Source organism: Stenotrophomonas sp. STEN035 (assembly GCF_056759935.1).
Window position 1 is genome coordinate 1 of record NZ_JBRRDY010000019.1, and the last position, 16,778, is coordinate 16,778.

Sequence of the window (16,778 nt, forward strand, 5' to 3'; positions counted from 1 at the left end):
GGCTTGTGGGGTGCCGCTAAATCCCTAAGGCCTCTCTTGTTGTGCGTTCCATTGGTCGGATTGGGCGTGCCCGTAAATCCATTTTTCTCCCCCTTTTGTGCCGAGCCATGCTCGGCACTACATGTGCAATTCCGGCGCCGCGCAACATCACAGCTGCCAGCCCCATCTGCACCACGCATATGGATAGTCCTGTGCTCGCTCGCATAGGCCCGCCCGCACCGGGTTATGCAGCAGGTAATTGGCCACACCTCGCAGCGACGCATCTCGCCTGATTGCGTGATCGTGATAGCCGGTCTGCCAAATTGATCCTGCGTCGCCGATGGCCCTTGCTGAGCGCGATTTCAGGCGCTGCAGGCAGGCGCCCAGCGATCCGGATTGGAGCTGTAGCAGCCAATGCAGGTGATCAGGCATCACTACCCAGGCAAGGCTGTGGGTGATTCCGGCGAGTTCGCAATGATGGAGCGCCTCGATCACCTGCTCGGCGTTATGCGGGTTGGCGAACAGCGGCATTCGCCCGTCGGTTACCGTGGTGATTGAGTAAGTGCTATTGAGCAGCGAAACGCGTCCGAGCAACAATTTTGAACTAGACATCGCTGCAGCCTGAGGCCGGCGATCAAGAAGGTCTGTCAGTGATTCAAGGAAGCACCTGTAGTGCCGAGCCATGCTCGGCATGTGGCATTACCGGTAAAGCCCCTGCCGAGCATGGCTCGGCACTACAGATGGTGCACTACCGGTAAAGCCTCTGCCGAGCATGGCTCGGCACTACAGGTGATGCTTTGCCGGGAACGCTCCTGCCGAGCATGGCTCGGCACTACAGGTGCGACCATCAGCCTTGTTTGCGGACGATGGCCATGGCGATCTCCAGCGATTGCTCGTAGTTCAAACGCGGGTCGACACTGGAGCGGTAGGCGCGTTCCAGGTCGCGCTCGGTGAGCTCACGCGCGCCACCAGTGCATTCGGTGACATCCTCGCCGGTCAACTCCAGGTGCACGCCACCCAGACGCGTTCCGGCCGCCGCATGCAGGTCGAAGGACAGCTCAACCTCGCTACGGATATTGTCAAACCGCCGGGTCTTGTAGCCGTTGCTGGTGCTCTCGGTATTGCCGTGCATGGCGTCGCAGACCCACAGCACGCGGCGACCATCGCGCTTGATCGCATCCAGCAGCGGCGGCAGCTTGTCGGCAATCTGCGCCGCCCCCATGCGGTGGATGAAACTCAGCCGCCCCGGCTCGTCGTCCGGGTTCAATACGTCGATCAATCGCAGCAACTGATCCGGCTGCACCGACGGCCCCACCTTGATCGCAATCGGATTACGCACACCACGCAGGTACTCCACGTGCGCACCATCCAGCGCCGCGGTGCGCATGCCGATCCACGGGTAATGCGTGCTCAGGTTGAACCAGCCGTTCTGGCGTGGCACCTGCCGGGTCAGCGCCTGCTCGTACGGCAGCAACAGGGCTTCATGCGAGGTGTAGAAGTCCACCCGATTGAGGTTGTGCACCTGCGAGCCCGACAAGGTCTCCATGAAGCGCACCGCATCGCCGATCGAGGCCACCATCTTCTGGTACTCCTCGGCCAGCGGCGAGCAGCGCATCCACGCCAGGTTCCAGTACTCGGGGTGGTGCAGATCAGCGAAGCCGCCATCGATCAGCGCACGCACGAAGTTCATCGTCAGCGCCGAGCGCGAATGCGCGGTGATCATCCGCTGCGGATCAGGCACGCGCGCAGCCTCGGTGAACGCCGGCGCATTGATCACGTCGCCGCGGTAGCTGGGCAAGGTCACCCCGTCGCGGGTTTCGGTATCGGCCGAGCGCGGCTTGGCGTACTGGCCGGCAAAGCGGCCAACGCGGATCACCGGCATGCGCAGGCCATGCACCATCACCAGGCTCATCTGCAGCAGCACCTTGAGCCGATTGGAGATCGTTCCCGATTCGCAGTCGACGAAGTTCTCGGCGCAGTCACCGCCCTGCAGCAGGAAACGCTTGCCTTCCTGCGCCTCGGCCAGCTGCTGCTTGAGCGCGAAGATCTCCCACGAGGTCACCAGCGGCGGCAGTTGCCGCAGCTCGCTCAACGCGGCCTCCAGCGCCTGCGGATCGGGGTACGTCGGCATCTGCAGCGCGGGCTTGCCACGCCAGCTATCCGGCGCCCAGCTGCTGGCGGTGGCGACGGATGACGGGGAGGAGGAAGCGTTCATGCAGATACCAGTTGAAGAAGTGAAAGAGTCAGATCAAACGTTTTTTTCGTGTGCGCAGGCCGGCATACAGGGCCCAGCCAGCAAGCAGCACAAACCACACCAGGCTCCACATCGGCATGCTCAGGCCGAGGAAGGTCCAGTCGATGTTGCCGCAGTCACCGGTACCGGTCAGCACGGTGCGGAACACTTCGAACGGGCCCATGGTTTCGGCGAGGAAGCTCAATGGCGGGCCACAGCTGCTACCCAGGTCCTTCGGCAACAACTGCACGTAGACATGGCGCCCGGCGATGCCGACGCCCACCAGCGCGGCCAACAAGGTCAATACGCCATAGCCGGCACGACCGCCGCGACTGGACGGCCCGTGCAGCGCACCGAGCAGGAACAACACCCCGACGGCGGCAAATGCGATGCGCTGGTAGATGCACAGCGGGCACGGTTCCAGCCCCATCTGGATCTGCATGTAGATCGCAAATGCGAGCAGGCCTGCGCAGGTCAGGAAGCCCAGCAGGCACTGCGCGCGGAAACTCCAACGCAAAGGGTTCATCGCAACTTTCCGGAGTGAACAATGCAACAAGAGTAACAGGCCATCCGCGCGCGATCAGCAGTGATGGCAGCTGTAACCACATACACAAAAAAGCCCGGCATAGGCCGGGCTTCTCCTGCATCCGTCGTTGGACGGAAGCGTGCGATTACTCGCCGACTTCTTCCGCAACGGCGACCGGACGGTCAACCAGTTCAACGTAAGCCATCGGAGCGTTGTCGCCAGCGCGGAAGCCGCACTTCAGCAGGCGCAGGTAGCCGCCCGGACGGTTGGCGTAGCGCGGGCCCAGGATGGTGAACAGGATGCCTACGGCTTCCTTGTCACGCAGGCGGGCGAACGCCAGACGACGGTTGGCAACCGAATCAACCTTGGCCAGGGTGATCAGCGGCTCGGCAACGCGGCGCAGTTCCTTGGCCTTCGGCAGGGTGGTCTTGATCAGCTGGTGCTTGAACAGCGACGCAGCCATGTTCTTGAACATTGCTTCGCGGTGGGCGCTGGTGCGGTTGAACTTGCGGCCCGACTTCATATGACGCATGGGTGTATTCCTTGGTTAATGGTGAAACGTTGGACATCGTTGTCGCCATCCTGGCGTTGAAAGTGGACTGCGGATGGTCCTGGTCGCCCGTCCTGGACGACCGGCATTGCGGCGTTGTTTAACCGTCAATGCGGGTACTGCTGAAACAATATTCCCCCGCATGGTCGCCCATGCGGGGGAACAGGTAGTACTTATCAGCCGAGCATGCCGTGAGCGGCGACACCGGCCGGCGGCCAGTTCTCCAGCTTCATGCCAAGCGACAGACCGCGCTGGGCCAGCACTTCCTTGATCTCGGTCAGCGACTTCTTGCCGAGGTTCGGGGTCTTGAGCAGTTCAACTTCGGTCTTCTGGATCAGATCGCCGATGTAGTAAATGCTCTCAGCCTTGAGGCAGTTGGCCGAACGCACGGTCAGTTCCAGGTCGTCGATCGGGCGCAGCAGCACCGGATCCACGCCGTTGTTGGCCGGCTTGGCTGCACCGCGGTCGCGGTGGGTGAAATCACCGAACACCGACAGCTGATCGCTGAGGATGTCGGCCGCGGTGCGGACAGCTTCCTCGGCATCGATCGTGCCGTTGGTTTCGATATCAATGACCAGCTTGTCCAGATCGGTACGCTGTTCGACGCGAGCGGCTTCCACCGCATAAGCGACGCGGCGGACCGGCGAGAACGAAGCGTCCAGCACCAGACGACCAATCGCACGCGATTCTTCGTCCGGACGACGACGCGCAGCAGCCGGCTGATAGCCGAAACCGCGCTCGACCTTCAGACGCATGTTGATCGCAGTGTCCTTGGTCAGGTTGCAGATCACATGGTCGCCGTTGATCACTTCGACGTTGTGGTCAACCTTGATGTCGGCAGCGGTGACAACACCCGGACCCTGCTTGGACAGGGAAACGGTGGCGCTGTCGCCGGTGTGCATACGGATCGCCACGTCTTTCAGGTTCAGCAGGACGTCAAGCACGTCTTCCTGCAGGCCTTCCAGAGTGGTGTACTCGTGCAACACGCCGTCGATCTCGACTTCGGTAATGGCGAAGCCCGGGATGGACGACAGCAGCACGCGACGCAGGGCGTTGCCCAGCGTATGCCCGTAACCACGCTCCAAAGGCTCGATCACGACCTTGGCGCGGGTCTCGGTAAGGCGTTCGATCTGCGGACCGCGAGGACGCAGAACCTGGTTTGCGGTAACCGTCATGTTGCGGGTTCTCCTGCGAACCTCCGGTGCAACCCGGAGGTTCTCCATTGTGAATTACTTCGAATACAACTCGACGATCAGCGCTTCGTTGATATCCGCAGGCAGGTCCGCACGATCCGGCACAGCCTTGAAGACGCCGCTGAACTTCTTCGAATCGACTTCGACCCACGACGGGCTGAGGTCGTGCTGTTCGGCAACGACCAGGGCTTCCTGGACGCGCAGCTGCTTGGCAGCCTTTTCAGACAGCGCAATCGCGTCGCCGGCCTTGATCTGGTACGAAGCCAGGTTGACCGACTTGCCGTTGACCGTGACACCGCGGTGCGAGACCAGCTGACGAGCAGCCGGACGGGTCACTGCGAAGCCCATGCGGTAGACGACGTTGTCCAGACGGGTTTCCAACAACTGCAGCAGGTTCTCGCCGGTGTTGCCCTTCTTGGTCGAGGCCTTCTTGTAGTAGTTGCGGAACTGACGCTCCAGCAGACCGTAGATACGCTTGACCTTCTGCTTTTCGCGCAGCTGGGTAGCGTAGTCGGACAGCTTGCCCTTACGGGCAGTGGCGCCGTGCTGGCCGGGCTTCTGCTCCAGCTTGCACTTGGAATCCAGCGCGCGGGCCGGGCTCTTCAGGGAGAGGTCGGCGCCTTCGCGGCGGGCGAGCTTACAGGTAGGACCGATATAACGAGCCATTTCTTATCGCTCCTTTAGACGCGACGCTTCTTCGGCGGACGGCACCCGTTGTGCGGGATTGGCGTCACGTCGATGATGTTGGTGATCTTATAGCCGACGTTGTTCAACGAACGTACGGCCGACTCACGGCCCGGACCCGGACCCTTGATGCGGACTTCCAGCGACTTCAAGCCGTAATCCAGCGCAGCCTTGCCAGCCTTTTCGGCGGCAACCTGAGCAGCAAACGGAGTCGACTTACGCGAACCACGGAAGCCAGCGCCACCGGAGGTCGCCCAGGACAGTGCATTGCCCTGACGGTCGGTGATGGTCACGATGGTGTTGTTGAACGAAGCGTGGACGTGGGCAACGCCATCAGTGATGACGCGCTTGATCTTCTTCTTGGTTTTTGCAGCAGCGGGCTTAGCCATTTCTTAGGTCCCTTACTTCCTGATCGCCTTGCGCGGACCCTTACGGGTGCGGGCGTTGGTACGGGTACGCTGGCCACGCAGCGGCAGACCGCGACGATGACGCAGGCCGCGGTAGCAACCCAGGTCCATCAGACGCTTGATTGCGATACCGATTTCGCGGCGCAGATCGCCTTCGACAATGTACTTGCCGACTTCGAGACGCAGGCGCTCGATTTCCGGCTCCGACAAATCGCGGATCTTGGTGGTCGAAGCAACGCCTGCGACTTCGCAGACCTTCTTCGAACGGGTACGGCCGATGCCGTAAATGCTTTGCAACCCGACCCAGACATGCTTCTGGGCTGGCAGGTTGACGCCTGCAATACGCGCCATGACGCGGTTCTCCAGCTGAGTGATGGCCGAATACGCACCATGAGGCGCGCCAATCCGGCAGGATGGATCAAAAATGTGAACTAGCGATACTAACAAGGCTTCGGTTTGCTTGGAAGCCCGTGGAACATACAGTTCCACAAGCCCGGCGTGGGGAGTGTGCCCATGCTCCGGCGCCGGATGTGCCTGGCAAGGAGAGAGGTCTCCAAGCCGCCCGCGCTACTCCCGCGCGGAACAACCACATCACACCCCCACCCGAAACCGCTGCAGGGGCCGCCCTTCTGTTTGGAAAGCCGCCCCGGGAACCGGAGCGGGTTTCTCGCTATGAAGCGGAAAGTATAACCGGTGAATCAGCCGCGTGCAAAACCGCCGCGGTTGCCGCCCTTCAGGTTGGCCTTCTTCAACAGGCTCTCGTACTGGTGCGACATCAGATGTGCCTGAACCTGTGCGATGAAATCCATCACCACCACCACCACGATCAGCAGCGAAGTGCCGCCGAAGTAGAAGGAGGCGTTGAGCTGGGTGCGCATGATTTCCGGCAGCAGACAGACGATCACCAGATACAGCGAGCCAGCAGCCGTCAGACGGGTCAGCACGGCATCGATGTAATCAGCGGTAGCCTTGCCCGGACGGATGCCCGGAATCAGCGCGCCCGACTTCTTCAGGTTGTCAGCGGTTTCCTGCGAGTTGAACACCAGCGCGGTGTAGAAGAACGCAAAACCGGTGATCAACGCAGCGAACACGATCATGTGCAGCGGCTCGCCCGGACCCAGCGCGTTTGCCACCTTCTGCAGCCACGTGGCCGAGCTGGCCTGACCGGACCACATCGCCAGCGTTGCCGGGAAGGCAAGGATGCTGGATGCGAAGATCGCCGGGATCACACCTGCCATGTTGAGCTTCAGCGGCAGGAACGAGGTCTGGTTCATATAGGCATTACGGCCACCCTGACGGCGGGCGTAATTGACCGTGATACGACGCTGACCGCGCTCCACGAACACCACGAAGTAGGTGAAAGCCAGCACCACCAGCACGATGATCAGCAACGAGATGAAGCTCATGTTGCCGTCACGGTAGGCTTCGACGGTGTGGATCACCGCAGCCGGCAAGCCGGCCACGATGCCTGCGAAGATGATCAGCGACACACCGTTGCCGATGCCACGCTCGGTCACCTGCTCACCCACCCACATCAGGAAGATGGTGCCTGCGGTGAGCGCGATGATCGCGGTCAACACGAAGCCCATGCCCGGGGCATACACCACCGGTGCACCGCCCGGCGACACCTGGTTCTGCAGTGCCAGCGCGATACTGCCGCCCTGCACTACCGCCAGGAGCACCGCGCCAATGCGCGAATACTGGGTGATCTTGCGACGACCAGACTCACCTTCCTTCTGCATGGCCTTCAAGGCCGGGAAGATGTGGACCGCCAGCTGCATCACGATGGATGCCGAGATATACGGCATCACATTCAACGCGAAGATACTGAAACGGTGCAGGGCGCCGCCCGAGAACATGTTGAACATGTCCACGATGCCGCCGCCCTGCGCCTGCATCAGCGCAAGCATGGCCTCGGGATTGACGCCCGGCACCGGCACATAACAGCCGATGCGATAGACGAGCAATGCCCCAAGTACGAACAGAAGGCGTTGGCGAAGTTCAGTGAACTTGCCTGCCCCTGCCGCGAGGTTACCGATGCCAGCTTGCGCCATGTTCCAGTTACTCCTGTACGCTGCCGCCGGCAGCTTCGATCGCGGCCTTGGCGCCGGCAGTAGCAGCAATACCCTTCAGGGTGAATGCCTTGCTCAGCTCGCCCTTGAAGACGACCTTGGCCTTCTTCGCGGTCGACGGGATCAGCTTGGCTGCACGCAGTGCGGCCAGATCGATCTCACCAGCTTCCAGACGATCAAGGTGGTAGGACAGCACTTCTGCAGTGTCCTTGGCCTTGTGCGAGAAGAAGCCGATCTTCGGCAGACGACGCTGCATCGGGGTCTGGCCGCCTTCGAAGCCAGCCTTGATCTTGCCGCCACCCTTACGAGCGAACGAACCCTTGTGGCCGCGGCCGCAGGTCTTGCCCAGGCCGGAGCCGATACCGCGACCGACGCGGGTACGCTCGGTACGAGCGCCCGGTGCCGGGCTCAGTTCATTGAGACGCATAGTCATGGTCGATTACTCCTCAACCTGGACGAGGTACTGAACCTTGTTGATCAGACCGCGAACCTGCGGGCTGTCTTTCAGTTCACGCACATCATTGAGCTTGTTCAGGCCCAGGGCACGCACCGACAGGCGGTGACGCGACTGGGTGCCACGCAGGCCGCGCACGAGGCGCACCTTGACGGTCTTGGCAACTTCATTAGCCATGGTTCAGATCCTCCACCTTCTTGCCGCGCTTGGCAGCAATACGGGCCGGGGACTGTGCACCTGCCAGACCCTTCAGGGTGGCACGGACCAGGTTGATCGGGTTACGCGAACCCACAGCCTTGGCCAGCACGTTCTTCACGCCAACGGCTTCCAGCACGGCGCGCATGGCACCGCCGGCGATGACGCCAGTACCTTCCGAAGCCGGCTGCATGAACACGCGAGCTGCGCCGTGACCATCTTTGATGGTGTGCCACAACGTGCCGTTGTTCAGATCAACGCTGACCTGGTTCTTGCGAGCCTGCTCCATCGACTTCTGGATGGCGACCGGCACTTCGCGTGCCTTGCCGTAACCGAAGCCAACCTTGCCTTCGCCATCACCGACCACGGTCAGTGCGGTGAAGGTGAACTGGCGACCGCCCTTGACGGTCTTGCTGACGCGGTTGACCGCGACCAGCTTTTCGATCATGCCATCGTCGACTTTCTCTTCGCGGTTACGGTCGCGATCGCGACCCCGCTGCTGACGCTCTTCTGCCATTTCGATTCCTTGATTGATTGGGTTATGTACGGCTCGAAGCCGCTTATGGTTGTGTAGTGACGCAATGAATCGCCAGACGCTGCAGAAGAACGAAGGGCGCCCGGTACAAACCCGTACCGGCAGGCAGGCGGAAAGGGGCCAATGGCCCCTTTCCTGTATTGCTTAGAACTGCAGGCCGCCTTCGCGGGCAGCATCAGCAAGAGCCTTGATGCGACCGTGGTAGCGGTAGCCCGAGCGGTCGAAAGCGACCTTCTCGATACCAGCAGCCTTGGCGCGCTCTGCAATCAGCTTGCCAACCTTGGTGGCGGCTTCCATGTTCTTGCCGCTCTTCAGGCCTTCCTTGACGTCGGCCTGTGCGGTGTTGGCAGCAGCCAGCACCAGCGAACCGTCGGCAGTGAAGATCTGTGCGTACAGGTGCTGACCGGTGCGCAGGACCGACAAGCGCGCAACACCCAGGGTACGGATGTGCGAACGGGTCGACTTGGCGCGACGCAGACGGGCGATGTTCTTGTTCATGTTCTTTATCCTCGAAAGCTGAAAACCTAAGAATTAGGCCTTCTTGGCTTCCTTGCGAATGATGACTTCACCGGCGTACTTCACACCCTTGCCCTTATAGGGCTCCGGCGGACGGAAACCACGGATCTTGGCGGCGACTTCACCAACAACCTGCTTGTCCACGCCCTGCACGACGATTTCGGTCTGCGTCGGGGTCGAGATGGTGATGCCTTCCGGCGCCACGAACAGGACAGGGTGGGAGAAGCCCAGCGACAGGTTCAGGTCCTTGCCCTGCATGGCAGCGCGGTAACCCACGCCGACCAGCTCAAGCTTGCGCTCGAAGCCTTCGGACACGCCCTGCACCATGTTGGCCAGGATCGCACGCACGGTGCCAGCCAGCGCGTCGAAGGAGATGTCCTTCGGGTTCAGCGTGGCAACGCCGTTGTCGAGAGTGATTTCAACGCCAGCGGTCTTGTTCAGCGACAGGGTGCCCTTCGGGCCCTTCACGCTCACAACTTCCGGCTGGATGGTCAGTTCAACGCCCTTGGGCAGGTTGATCGGCTTCTTGGCTACACGGGACATAGTGGACTCCTTCCCTTAGGCCACGAAGCACAGGACTTCGCCGCCGACGCCCAACTGGCGCGCCTGCGCATCAGTCATGATGCCCTTGGAGGTGGAAATGATCGAGATACCCAGGCCATTCATGACCTTCGGCAGCTCGGACTTGCCACGGTACTGGCGCAGACCCGAACGCGAGAAGCGCTTCAGGGTCGCGATGACCGGCTTGCCTTCGAAATACTTCAGGACGATTTCGAGCTCGGCCTTGTTGTTTTCGATGTTGTTGACGCGCAGGTCGGTGATGTAACCCTCGTCCTTCAGGACCTGGGCAATAGCCACCTTGACCTTGGACGACGGGGCTTTCACCGTCTGCTTGCCAACCGCGGCCGCATTTCGAATGCGTACCAGCAGGTCGGCGATGGGATCAGTCATGCTCATGTAGATACCTTTGAGTGCACCGATATCCGCTTTCGCGAAAATCTTGTGTTTTCCTGGGATGGGCCAGGGCCCTTGACGCACCTGCCGCCTGTTTCGGGCAGGCAAGGAGCGGGATTATACGACAAAAAGCCCGACTTGCGTCGGACTTTTTGCTTTGCCTTCAGATTGACCCGAAAGCCCTGCTGGGCGGGCCTTTCGGTCCGCCCAGCGGGTTGTTGCTTACCAGCTTGCCTTGCGCAGGCCCGGCACGTCACCGCGCATGGTGGCTTCGCGCAGCTTGTTGCGGCCGAGGCCGAACTTGCTGTACACGCCACGCGGACGACCCGACAGTTCGCAACGGTTGCGATGGCGGCTCGGCGACGAATCGCGCGGCAGCTTCGACAACTTGATCACGGCTTCAGCCTTCTCTTCGTAGCTCGCGTCCACCGAGGACACGATCTTCTTCAGAGCTGCACGCTTGTCGGCGAACTTCAGAGCCAGCTTCTTCCGCTTGATGTCGCGGTTGACCATTGAGGTCTTTGCCATTTCGGTATCCTCGACGAATCAGTTACGGAACGGGAACTTGAACGCTGCGAGCAGCGCCTTCGCTTCCGCGTCGGTCTTGGCGGTGGTGGTGATGGCGATATCCATACCGCGGATCGCATCGACGGCGTCGAAATCGATTTCCGGGAAGATGATCTGTTCCTTCACACCCATGTTGAAGTTGCCACGACCGTCGAACGAACGACCCGACACGCCGCGGAAGTCACGCACGCGCGGCAGCGAGATGTTGATCAGGCGATCCAGGAACTCAAACATGGTGTCACGACGCAGCGTGACCTTGCAGCCGATCGGCCAACCATCACGGATCTTGAACGATGCCACCGAGACGCGCGACTTGGTGATGACCGGCTTCTGGCCGGTGATCTTGGTCATGTCGCCAACGGCGTTCTCAAGAACCTTCTTGTTGGTCGCAGCTTCACCAACGCCCATGTTCAAGGTGACCTTGACCAGACGCGGGACCTGCATCGGATTGGTGTAACCGAACTGCTTGGTCAGCGCCGGTACCACTTCTTCCTTGTAAAACTTTTCGAGACGTGAATTCATCGGTCAGTCCTTAGGCGTCGAGCGCCTCACCGCTGGAGCGGAACACACGCAGTTTGCGTCCATCCTCCAGCACCTTGAAGCCAACGCGCTCGCCCTTGCCCGAAGCCGGGTTCAGCACATTCACGTTGGAGATATGGATCGACGCTTCACGCTCGACCACGCCGCCGGCAACGCCTGCCTGCGGGTTCGGCTTGGTGTGGCGCTTGACGATGTTCACGTTGGCGACGATCACACGATCGCCGTCGACGCGGACGACTTCGCCCTGCTTGCCCTTGTCCTTGCCGGTGTTGACGACGACCTGGTCGCCCTTCTTGATACGGTTAGCCATGATTATCTCCTGGCGCTCACAGAACTTCGGGAGCGAGCGAGACGATCTTCATGAACTTCTCGGAACGAAGTTCACGGGTCACCGGTCCGAAGATGCGGGTGCCGATCGGCTCTTGCTTGTTGTTGAGCAGGACCGCAGCGTTGCCGTCGAAACGGATCAGCGAGCCATCGGCGCGACGCACACCCTTACGGGTACGCACCACGACGGCGTCATACACTTCACCCTTCTTGACTTTGCCGCGCGGGATTGCGTCCTTCACGGTGACCTTGATGATGTCGCCGATGTGGGCATAACGGCGCTTGGAACCACCAAGCACCTTGATGCACATCAGTTCCTTGGCACCGGAATTGTCCGCAGCATCAAGGTAGCTCTGCATCTGGATCATGAGTCAGATCTCCTTATTCAGCCGCACGCATGATGACTTCCACCACGCGCCAGTTCTTGGTCTTGGACATCGGAGCAATCTCGGTCACACGAACGACATCACCTTCTTTACAGGTGTTGTCGGCGTCGTGTGCGTGCAGCTTGGACGAGCGCTTGATGTACTTGCCGTACAACGGGTGCTTGACCTGGCGCTCCACCAACACGGTGACCGTCTTGTCCATCTTGTTGCTGACGACACGGCCTTCGACCGTGCGCAGCGTCTTCTTTTCAGTATTTTCGCTCATAGCAGCCATCCTTACTTCGTGCTGCCGATCAGGTGCTTGACGCGAGCAATCTCGCGACGCACCCGGCGGGTTTCGTGGGTCTTCGGCAGCTGGCCGGTGACCTGCTGCATACGGAGCGAGAACTGCTCCTTACGCAGGTCGGTCAGGTGGGCCTTGAGTTCGTCAGCCGACTTCTCGCGGAGTTGTTTGATGTCCATCAGCGCACCGTCCGGGTTACGAAAGTGGTGGTCACCGAGAGCTTGGCAGCGGCCAGGCGGAACGCCTCGCGTGCCACTTCCTCGGTCACACCCTCGACTTCATAAATCATGCGGCCCGGCTGGATCTGAGCGACCCAGTATTCCACGCCACCCTTACCAGCACCCATTCGGACTTCGATGGGCTTCTTGGTGATCGGCTTGTCGGGGAACACACGGATCCACATCTTGCCACCGCGCTTGACGTAGCGGCTGATCGAGCGGCGAGCCGCTTCGATCTGACGCGCGGTCAGCTGACCGTGGGCAGTAGCCTTCAGGCCGAACTCGCCGAAGCTGACGGCGTTGGCGCTCCAGCTCAGGCCGTCATTGCGGCCCTTGAACATCTTGCGGTATTTGGTTCGCTTGGGTTGCAACATTGCCGTTACCTCGCTTCACGAGCCGGGCGCGACGGACGGTCACCGCGGTCGCCGCGATCGTTACGATCGTTGCGCGGGCTGTCGTCCTGCTTTTCCTGGCCAACCTGGGAGAAATCAAAGACTTCACCCTTGTAGATCCAAACCTTGATGCCGATGATGCCGTAGGTGGTGCTGGCTTCAGCGAAACCGTAGTCGATATCCGCACGCAGGGTGTGCAACGGCACGCGGCCTTCGCGGTACCACTCCGAACGGGCGATTTCAGCGCCGTTCAAGCGGCCGCCGACGTTGACCTTGATGCCCAAGGCACCCAGGCGCATCGCGTTGCCGACCGAGCGCTTCATTGCACGGCGGAACATGATGCGGCGCTCCAGCTGCTGCGCGATCGACTCGGCAACCAGCTGTGCGTCCAACTCCGGCTTGCGCACTTCGGTGACGTTGATGTGCGCCGGGACGCCCATCATTTCGCTCACTTCCTTACGCAGCTTTTCGATGTCCTCACCACGCTTGCCGATCACCACGCCCGGACGGGCGGTGTGGATCGTCACGCGAGCCGTCTTTGCCGGACGCTCGATGAGGATCTTGGAGATACCGGCCTGAGCAAGCTTCTTGCGCAGCATCTCGCGAACTTTCAGGTCGGCTGCCAGGTAACCAGCAAACTCGGCCTTGTTGGCGTACCACTTGGAGTTCCAGTCCTTGGAAATACCGAGGCGGATACCAACCGGATGAACTTTATGACCCATGGTCTTTATCCTTTCCGCTTACTTGCCGGCGCCCACAACCACAGTGATGTGGCTGGTGCGCTTGAGGATGCGGGTACCGCGGCCTTTCGCCCGCGCCATGAAACGCTTCAGGGTCGGACCTTCATCTACCATGATGGTCTGGACCTTCAGCTCGTCGACGTCAGCGCCCTGGTTGTTTTCGGCATTTGCGATAGCCGACTCCACCACCTTCTTGATCAGGTGGGCAGCCTTCTTATCCGAAAACTTCAGCAGGTTGACCGCACGCTCGGCCGGCAGACCGCGCACCTGGTCAGCGACCAGACGAGCCTTCTGCGCAGAGATGCGCGCGGAGCGCAGGATTGCTTTCGCTTCCATTGTCATCTCTCCTTACTTGCCCGACTTCTTGTCGCCACCGTGACCCTTGAAGGTCCGGGTGACGGCAAATTCGCCGAGCTTGTGGCCGACCATGTTCTCGTTGACGAGCACTGGAACGTGGTTCTTACCGTTATGAACGGCGATGGTGACGCCTACCATTTCCGGCAGGATCATCGAACGGCGCGACCAGGTCTTGATCGGCTTCTTGCTACCCGCAGCGGCCTCCACCTTCTTGACGAGGTGGTGATCGACGAACGGGCCCTTCTTAAGTGAACGTGCCATGGTCGATTAGCCCCTACGATCGCGGACGATGAACTGCTGAGTGCGCTTGTTATGACGCGTCTTGTAACCCTTGGTCGGAACACCCCACGGGGTGACCGGATGCGGATTACCCTGGCCGGCCTTGGCTTCACCACCACCGTGCGGGTGATCCACCGGGTTCATGGCCGCACCGCGGACGGTCGGCTTGACGCCGCGCCAGCGCTTGGCACCAGCCTTGCCCAGCTTTTCCAGGTTGTGCTCGTCGTTACCGACTTCACCGATGGTGGCGCGGCATTCGACCGGCACCTTACGCATTTCACCCGAGCGCAGACGCAGGGTGGCGTAGATACCTTCACGAGCGACCAGCTGCACGCCTGCACCAGCGGCACGAGCGATCTGAGCGCCCTTGCCCGGCTTCAGCTCGATCCCGTGGACGGTGGTACCGACCGGGATGTTGCGCAGCGGCAGGGTGTTACCGGTCTTGATCGGGGCGTGAGCACCCGAGATGACCTGGTCACCAGCCTTCAGGCCCTTCGGGGCGATGATGTAGCGACGCTCGCCGTCGACGTAGCACAGCAGGGCGATATGGGCAGTGCGGTTCGGATCGTATTCGATACGTTCCACGCGTGCCGGAATGCCTTCCTTGTTGCGCTTGAAGTCGATCAGACGGTAGTGCTGCTTGTGACCACCACCCACGTGACGGGTGGTGATGCGGCCGTGGTGGTTACGACCGCCGGACTTGCTCTGCGGCTCCAGCAACGCAGCATGCGGCGCGCCTTTGTGCAGATCAGGAGTGACCACGCGCACGGCCGAACGACGGCCGGGAGAAGTGGGTTTGAATTTCATCAATGGCATGGGATGTACCTCAGGCCTTGGCCGTTACATCGATGGACTGGCCATCGGCGAGACGCACATACGCCTTGCGCCAATCGCCGCGGCGGCCTGCACGGTTACGGAAGGACTTGTTCTTGCCCTTCACGTTCAGCACATTGACCGACTCGACCTTGACGTCGAACAACTGCTCAACCGCGGCCTTTACATCGGCCTTGGTGGCTTCGTTCGAAACTTCGAAGACGTATTGGTTGGAGATTTCCTGCAGGCGCGCGGTCTTTTCAGAGACTCGCGGTGCACGCAGCACGCTGAAGATTTTTTCGTTGGCGCTCATGCCAGCCACTCCTCGACCTTCTTGACCGCGTCAGCGGTGATGACGACCGTGTCGGCACCGACCAGCGAAACCGGGTCCAGACCCTGCACGTCACGCACTTCCACGTAGGGAATGTTGCGAGCCGACAGGTACAGGTGCTCGGAAGCTTCTTCGGTGACGATCAGCGGGCGCTTGCCCACTTCCAGGCCAGCCAGCTTGGTGATCAGAGCCTTGGTGCTGGTCGCTTCGACATCGAACGACTCAACGATGGTCAGGCGGCCCTGGCGGTTCAGCTCGGACAGGATGGCGCACATGGCGGCGCGATACTGCTTACGATTGACCTTCTGTTCGAAGCTACGCGGCTTGGCCGCGAAGGTGACACCACCGCCGACGAAGATCGGAGCGGTCAGGGCACCGTGACGAGCGCCACCACCCTTCTGCTTCTTCGACTTCTTGGTGGTACCAGCCACTTCAGAACGCGTCTTCTGTGCCTTGGTGCCCGAACGTGCGGCGTTGCGGTAGGCAACGACGACCTGGTGAACCAGATCTTCGCTGAAATCGCGACCGAACACGGCGTCGGAGACCGAGACCTTGTTGTTGCTACCCGTGATAACGAGTTCCATCGTCATCTCTCCTTATGCCTTGCTAGCCGGACGCACGATCACGTCACCACCGGCTGCGCCAGGCACGGCGCCGCGGATGGCAATCAGACCACGCTCGACATCGACCTTGACCACTTCCAGATTCTGCGTGCTCTGCTGCACCGAACCCATGTGGCCGGACATCTTCTTGCCCGGGAAAACGCGACCCGGGGTCTGGCGCTGGCCCAAGGAACCCGGCGCGCGATGCGACAGCGAGTTACCGTGGGTTGCATCGCCCATACGGAAGTTGTAGCGCTTGATGGTGCCCTGGAAGCCCTTACCCTTGGTGACGCCCTGGACGTCAACCGTCTGGCCGACTTCAAAGATGTCTGCCTTGATTTCGCCACCGACGGCGAAATCGCCGATCTGTGCGTCTTCAACGCGGAATTCCCACAGGCCACGACCGGCTTCGACCTTCGCCTTGGCGAAGTGACCGGCTTCCGGCTTGTTGACCAGCGCAGCGCGACGAGCGCCGACGGTCACCTGCACGGCGCTGTAGCCGTCGGTTTCGACGGTCTTGATCTGCGCGATGCGGTTCGGGGTTGCTTCAATCAGGGTCACTGGGATGGACTGGCCATCTTCAGTGAAAACGCGGCTCATGCCAGCCTTGCGGCCCACGAAGCCCAACGAATATTTCTTCGTCAT

29 protein-coding genes are annotated in these 16,778 nt (G+C 60.9%); all 29 read right to left on the bottom strand.

Going from position 1 to position 16,778, the window contains the following annotated elements:
* Positions 1 to 147 precede the first annotated feature (147 nt).
* The 29 genes from ACVOLL_RS11595 to rplC all read right to left on the bottom strand — a co-directional run bounded on the left by ACVOLL_RS11595 (position 148) and on the right by rplC (position 16,778).
* Complete coding sequence (locus tag ACVOLL_RS11595; RefSeq protein ID WP_481513083.1) at positions 148 to 591, bottom strand: REP-associated tyrosine transposase; 444 nt, start codon at positions 589 to 591, stop codon at positions 148 to 150.
* A 235-nt stretch (positions 592 to 826) separates the two neighbouring features.
* Positions 827 to 2,194, bottom strand: coding sequence for a class II 3-deoxy-7-phosphoheptulonate synthase (locus ACVOLL_RS11600; protein WP_481513033.1), 1,368 nt, complete (start codon positions 2,192 to 2,194; stop codon positions 827 to 829).
* A 28-nt stretch (positions 2,195 to 2,222) separates the two neighbouring features.
* Positions 2,223 to 2,738 carry a disulfide bond formation protein B gene (locus tag ACVOLL_RS11605; RefSeq protein WP_481513034.1) on the bottom strand — a complete coding sequence of 172 codons (516 nt, stop codon included), beginning with the start codon at positions 2,736 to 2,738 and terminating at the stop codon, positions 2,223 to 2,225.
* Positions 2,739 to 2,883: 145 nt separating this feature from the next.
* Entirely contained in the window at positions 2,884 to 3,270 is a 387-nt protein-coding gene (gene rplQ / locus ACVOLL_RS11610) for a 50S ribosomal protein L17 (RefSeq protein ID WP_481509903.1), read from the bottom strand.
* 194 nt (positions 3,271 to 3,464) lie between these two features.
* A complete protein-coding gene (locus tag ACVOLL_RS11615; protein ID WP_062169013.1) occupies positions 3,465 to 4,463 on the bottom strand; it encodes a DNA-directed RNA polymerase subunit alpha in 999 nt (332 codons plus the stop codon).
* Between the two features lie 54 nt (positions 4,464 to 4,517).
* The gene (gene rpsD, locus ACVOLL_RS11620) at positions 4,518 to 5,147 is read right to left on the bottom strand and encodes a 30S ribosomal protein S4 (protein ID WP_057629607.1); all 630 of its coding nucleotides are present in this window, start codon (positions 5,145 to 5,147) and stop codon (positions 4,518 to 4,520) included.
* Between the two features lie 14 nt (positions 5,148 to 5,161).
* The gene (rpsK, locus tag ACVOLL_RS11625) at positions 5,162 to 5,554 is read right to left on the bottom strand and encodes a 30S ribosomal protein S11 (RefSeq protein WP_057629606.1); all 393 of its coding nucleotides are present in this window, start codon (positions 5,552 to 5,554) and stop codon (positions 5,162 to 5,164) included.
* Positions 5,555 to 5,566: 12 nt separating this feature from the next.
* Complete coding sequence (gene rpsM, locus ACVOLL_RS11630; protein WP_057633111.1) at positions 5,567 to 5,923, bottom strand: 30S ribosomal protein S13; 357 nt, start codon at positions 5,921 to 5,923, stop codon at positions 5,567 to 5,569.
* 347 nt (positions 5,924 to 6,270) lie between these two features.
* On the bottom strand, positions 6,271 to 7,626 hold the full coding sequence (gene secY, locus ACVOLL_RS11635) for a preprotein translocase subunit SecY (RefSeq protein ID WP_282270254.1): 1,356 nt from the start codon (positions 7,624 to 7,626) through the stop codon (positions 6,271 to 6,273).
* Positions 7,627 to 7,633: 7 nt separating this feature from the next.
* Positions 7,634 to 8,077: a 50S ribosomal protein L15 gene (rplO, locus tag ACVOLL_RS11640; protein ID WP_057629603.1), complete on the bottom strand. Its 444-nt coding sequence runs from the start codon at positions 8,075 to 8,077 to the stop codon at positions 7,634 to 7,636.
* Between the two features lie 6 nt (positions 8,078 to 8,083).
* Complete coding sequence (rpmD, locus tag ACVOLL_RS11645) at positions 8,084 to 8,275, bottom strand: 50S ribosomal protein L30 (protein WP_481513035.1); 192 nt, start codon at positions 8,273 to 8,275, stop codon at positions 8,084 to 8,086.
* A complete protein-coding gene (gene rpsE, locus ACVOLL_RS11650; protein ID WP_057629601.1) occupies positions 8,268 to 8,810 on the bottom strand; it encodes a 30S ribosomal protein S5 in 543 nt (180 codons plus the stop codon). The genes rpmD and rpsE overlap by 8 nt, the downstream gene beginning before the upstream one ends.
* Positions 8,811 to 8,972: 162 nt before the next feature.
* On the bottom strand, positions 8,973 to 9,326 hold the full coding sequence (rplR, locus tag ACVOLL_RS11655) for a 50S ribosomal protein L18 (protein WP_303749035.1): 354 nt from the start codon (positions 9,324 to 9,326) through the stop codon (positions 8,973 to 8,975).
* A gap of 33 nt (positions 9,327 to 9,359) precedes the next feature.
* A complete protein-coding gene (rplF, locus tag ACVOLL_RS11660; protein WP_346500432.1) occupies positions 9,360 to 9,887 on the bottom strand; it encodes a 50S ribosomal protein L6 in 528 nt (175 codons plus the stop codon).
* A 15-nt stretch (positions 9,888 to 9,902) separates the two neighbouring features.
* Positions 9,903 to 10,301: a 30S ribosomal protein S8 gene (gene rpsH / locus ACVOLL_RS11665; protein ID WP_481513036.1), complete on the bottom strand. Its 399-nt coding sequence runs from the start codon at positions 10,299 to 10,301 to the stop codon at positions 9,903 to 9,905.
* A gap of 219 nt (positions 10,302 to 10,520) precedes the next feature.
* Entirely contained in the window at positions 10,521 to 10,826 is a 306-nt protein-coding gene (gene rpsN / locus ACVOLL_RS11670; protein WP_481513037.1) for a 30S ribosomal protein S14, read from the bottom strand.
* Between the two features lie 18 nt (positions 10,827 to 10,844).
* Positions 10,845 to 11,387 carry a 50S ribosomal protein L5 gene (rplE, locus tag ACVOLL_RS11675; protein ID WP_057629596.1) on the bottom strand — a complete coding sequence of 181 codons (543 nt, stop codon included), beginning with the start codon at positions 11,385 to 11,387 and terminating at the stop codon, positions 10,845 to 10,847.
* 10 nt (positions 11,388 to 11,397) lie between these two features.
* Entirely contained in the window at positions 11,398 to 11,715 is a 318-nt protein-coding gene (gene rplX / locus ACVOLL_RS11680; protein WP_017355416.1) for a 50S ribosomal protein L24, read from the bottom strand.
* A 16-nt stretch (positions 11,716 to 11,731) separates the two neighbouring features.
* Positions 11,732 to 12,100 (bottom strand): 50S ribosomal protein L14, encoded by a 369-nt coding sequence (gene rplN, locus ACVOLL_RS11685; protein WP_019186153.1) that lies wholly within the window; start codon positions 12,098 to 12,100, stop codon positions 11,732 to 11,734.
* A 13-nt stretch (positions 12,101 to 12,113) separates the two neighbouring features.
* Complete coding sequence (rpsQ, locus tag ACVOLL_RS11690; protein WP_481513038.1) at positions 12,114 to 12,383, bottom strand: 30S ribosomal protein S17; 270 nt, start codon at positions 12,381 to 12,383, stop codon at positions 12,114 to 12,116.
* Positions 12,384 to 12,394: 11 nt separating this feature from the next.
* Positions 12,395 to 12,580 carry a 50S ribosomal protein L29 gene (gene rpmC, locus ACVOLL_RS11695; RefSeq protein WP_054657204.1) on the bottom strand — a complete coding sequence of 62 codons (186 nt, stop codon included), beginning with the start codon at positions 12,578 to 12,580 and terminating at the stop codon, positions 12,395 to 12,397.
* Positions 12,580 to 12,993, bottom strand: coding sequence for a 50S ribosomal protein L16 (gene rplP / locus ACVOLL_RS11700; protein WP_282270271.1), 414 nt, complete (start codon positions 12,991 to 12,993; stop codon positions 12,580 to 12,582). Before rplP ends, rpmC begins: the two co-directional genes overlap by 1 nt.
* A gap of 5 nt (positions 12,994 to 12,998) precedes the next feature.
* Complete coding sequence (rpsC, locus tag ACVOLL_RS11705; protein ID WP_057629592.1) at positions 12,999 to 13,733, bottom strand: 30S ribosomal protein S3; 735 nt, start codon at positions 13,731 to 13,733, stop codon at positions 12,999 to 13,001.
* A gap of 18 nt (positions 13,734 to 13,751) precedes the next feature.
* The gene (gene rplV / locus ACVOLL_RS11710) at positions 13,752 to 14,087 is read right to left on the bottom strand and encodes a 50S ribosomal protein L22 (RefSeq protein ID WP_017355410.1); all 336 of its coding nucleotides are present in this window, start codon (positions 14,085 to 14,087) and stop codon (positions 13,752 to 13,754) included.
* Between the two features lie 12 nt (positions 14,088 to 14,099).
* Positions 14,100 to 14,369, bottom strand: coding sequence for a 30S ribosomal protein S19 (gene rpsS, locus ACVOLL_RS11715; RefSeq protein ID WP_057629591.1), 270 nt, complete (start codon positions 14,367 to 14,369; stop codon positions 14,100 to 14,102).
* Positions 14,370 to 14,375: 6 nt separating this feature from the next.
* The gene (gene rplB, locus ACVOLL_RS11720; protein ID WP_057629590.1) at positions 14,376 to 15,203 is read right to left on the bottom strand and encodes a 50S ribosomal protein L2; all 828 of its coding nucleotides are present in this window, start codon (positions 15,201 to 15,203) and stop codon (positions 14,376 to 14,378) included.
* A gap of 10 nt (positions 15,204 to 15,213) precedes the next feature.
* The gene (gene rplW, locus ACVOLL_RS11725) at positions 15,214 to 15,513 is read right to left on the bottom strand and encodes a 50S ribosomal protein L23 (RefSeq protein ID WP_057629589.1); all 300 of its coding nucleotides are present in this window, start codon (positions 15,511 to 15,513) and stop codon (positions 15,214 to 15,216) included.
* On the bottom strand, positions 15,510 to 16,115 hold the full coding sequence (rplD, locus tag ACVOLL_RS11730; protein ID WP_481513039.1) for a 50S ribosomal protein L4: 606 nt from the start codon (positions 16,113 to 16,115) through the stop codon (positions 15,510 to 15,512). Before rplD ends, rplW begins: the two co-directional genes overlap by 4 nt.
* Before the next feature lie 12 nt (positions 16,116 to 16,127).
* Positions 16,128 to 16,778, bottom strand: a complete 651-nt coding sequence (rplC, locus tag ACVOLL_RS11735) for a 50S ribosomal protein L3 (RefSeq protein ID WP_282270285.1) — start codon at positions 16,776 to 16,778, stop codon at positions 16,128 to 16,130.